The 2,356-nt window shown below is 74.2% G+C and carries 2 protein-coding genes; both read right to left on the bottom strand.

The window, feature by feature from the left end:
• Positions 1 to 803: TadA family conjugal transfer-associated ATPase (locus AOK16_RS24815; protein ID WP_157859350.1), on the bottom strand; the 803-nt coding region annotated here is incomplete at its 3' end.
• Positions 800 to 2,041, bottom strand: coding sequence for a septum site-determining protein Ssd (gene ssd, locus AOK16_RS24810; RefSeq protein WP_079101769.1), 1,242 nt, complete (start codon positions 2,039 to 2,041; stop codon positions 800 to 802). The genes ssd and AOK16_RS24815, both read right to left, overlap by 4 nt.
• Positions 2,042 to 2,356: the final 315 nt, after the last annotated feature.

The following is a 2,356-nucleotide window of genomic DNA, read 5'->3' as shown; positions in this document are numbered from 1 at the left end:
CGGTCGGGCCGCATGCGCAGCGCCTGCCGCACCAGGTCCCGCAACGTGACCCGCCCGGTGCCCTCCTGGTTCGCGGGCCGCGCCTCCAGCCGGACCACATGCGGGTGGTTGGGCCTCAACTCCGCGGAGTCCTCGGCCAGTACGATCCGCTCGTCCAGGCCGACCAGCCCCAGCAACGTGCTGAGCAGGGTCGTCTTCCCGGAGCCCGTACCGCCGCTGATGAGGAACGAGAGCCGCGCCTCCAGCATCGCCCGCAACAGCCGTTCCCCTCCCGGTGGAACAGTGCCCGCGGCGACCAGTTCGTCCAGACCGAACGCCCGCGGCCGGACCACCCGCAGCGAGAGGCAGGTCGAGCCGACGGCCACCGGCGGCAGCACGGCGTGCAACCGCGTCCCGTCCGGCAACCGCGCGTCCACCCATGGCCGCGCGTCGTCCAGCCGCCGGCCGGCGACGGCGGCCAGCCGCTGGGCGAGCCCGCGCACCGCCGCCGCGTCCGGGAAGCTGACGTCCGTGCGCTCCAGCCCGAAGCCGCGGTCCACCCACACCTGGTCAGGCGCTGTCACCAGCACATCCGTGACATCCGGCTCCGCGAGGAGCGGCTCCAGCGGGCCGCTGCCCACCAGTTCCGAGCGCAGCCGCGTCACCACGCGCAGCACCTCCGCGTCGCCCAGCAGCCGCCCCTGCTCCCGCAACGCGGCTGCCACCCGCGACGGCGTCGGCTCGGCACCCGTCTCCGCGAGCCGCAGCCGCACGGCGTCCAGCAGCGTCGCCGGAGTGCCGCCGGCGACGCTCGTCGCCCTCATGCGGCCACGCTCCTCGCCCAGAGAGGCCCCACACCCCTGGCCACAGCACGGCCTGGGGGCATCCCATCGGCACCCACCGCCCCGCCCACGGCCATCTCGCCAACAGCCGTACAAGGCACGGCAGTCGGCCCATCACCATCCGGCAGAACCTCCGCCCAGAACCCCGAGCAGAACCGCGCGAGCGGCCCCCGCACCGCACCGCCGGGCGGAACCCCGCCCTCAAGAGCGCCCGAAATCCCCGGCTCGGGCGGGAGTTCACCCACCAGCGGCAGTCCGAGCAGCCCGGCGATCTCCTCGTCATCGAGCCCGGAACCGTACGGGCCCCGCGCCACGACCCGCAGGTCCCGCAGCGCCGCACCCGCCGACGCCGCCACTCGCCGCGCCGCGGCGACAGCCCGCAGCTCGGCGGGCACCACGAGCAGCCCCAGGTCGAGCTGTGCCAGGGCCTCGGCAACACAGTCGTCCGCGGACCGCGGCAGGTCGACCACGACGACTCCGCCGCGCCGCCGGGCGGCGGCCAGCACCGAGCGCATCGCCTCCGGCGGGATCCGGACCGACTCGCCCCGATCCCAACTCAGCACCCGCAGCGCGTGCAGCTCGGGCAGCGACTCCTCCAGCGCCCGGCCACCGACCCGCCCCCGCGACTCGGCGAAGGCGGGCCACCGCAGCCCTCCGGTGCCCTCACCGCCGAGCAGCACGTCGAGCCCGCCGCCCAGCGGGTCGCCGTCCACGAGCATCGTGCGCCGCCCGTCGCGGGCCGCGGTGACGGCCAGGGCGCAGGCCAGGGTGCTCGCTCCGGCCCCGCCGCGCCCACCGAGCACGCCCACGGTCAGCGCCTGACGGCCGACACCCTCCGCGGCGTCGGCGATCCGGTCGACCAGCCAGCGTTCGTCCTCGGGCAGCGAGAGCACGTACTCGGCGCCGACACCCACGGCCCGCCGCCAGACGCCCGGCTCCTCCGGATCCCGCCCGACAAGCAGCACGCCCGCCCGGCGCGACGTCACCCGTAACCGCCCCGCCGCGTCGTCTCCCACCAAAATCAGCGGCGCGCCCTCCCAGCCGCCGCTACCGGAAGGCCCCGCGGGCAGCCCGGGCGATACTTCGGCCTCCGCGCCCGCGGCCGCGCACAGCCGCAACAGATCGTCGAGCAGTCGCTCGTCCTCGGTGATGATCAACGGTCGGCACCGCTGCCCTCCGCCGTCCCGCGCCGACGCATCGGATGTGATGATTCCGGTCACGATTCCCCACCCCTCTCCACTTCGAACTCTCACGTCCGCGAACTTCGCGGGGAATCAGCGTGCAACGAACCGGGAAATCGTGTGGATCTTGCTCCAGAACTGTGGATAACTCGCCGGTTGTGAATATCCCGATCACCTATACCAGCGACTTACCCGTGCGCAGCGCGGCCATTACGCTGCGTCACAAGCCGCGGGATCAGGGGTGGCGAACGCGCGATGCGCGCGAGAGGGAGGAGATCATGATGGGACGGCGAAAATGCGTCCGGACATGCGACGACCCCCGCCGGGGGGGAGAGCGGGGGTCGTCGCCACGGC

The organism is Streptomyces pathocidini (genome assembly GCF_001418495.1).
In the GTDB taxonomy this organism is placed as follows: domain Bacteria; phylum Actinomycetota; class Actinomycetes; order Streptomycetales; family Streptomycetaceae; genus Streptomyces; species Streptomyces pathocidini.
The sequence above is the reverse complement of the archived record's forward strand: the minus strand, read 5'-3'. Positions and strand labels throughout refer to the sequence as shown.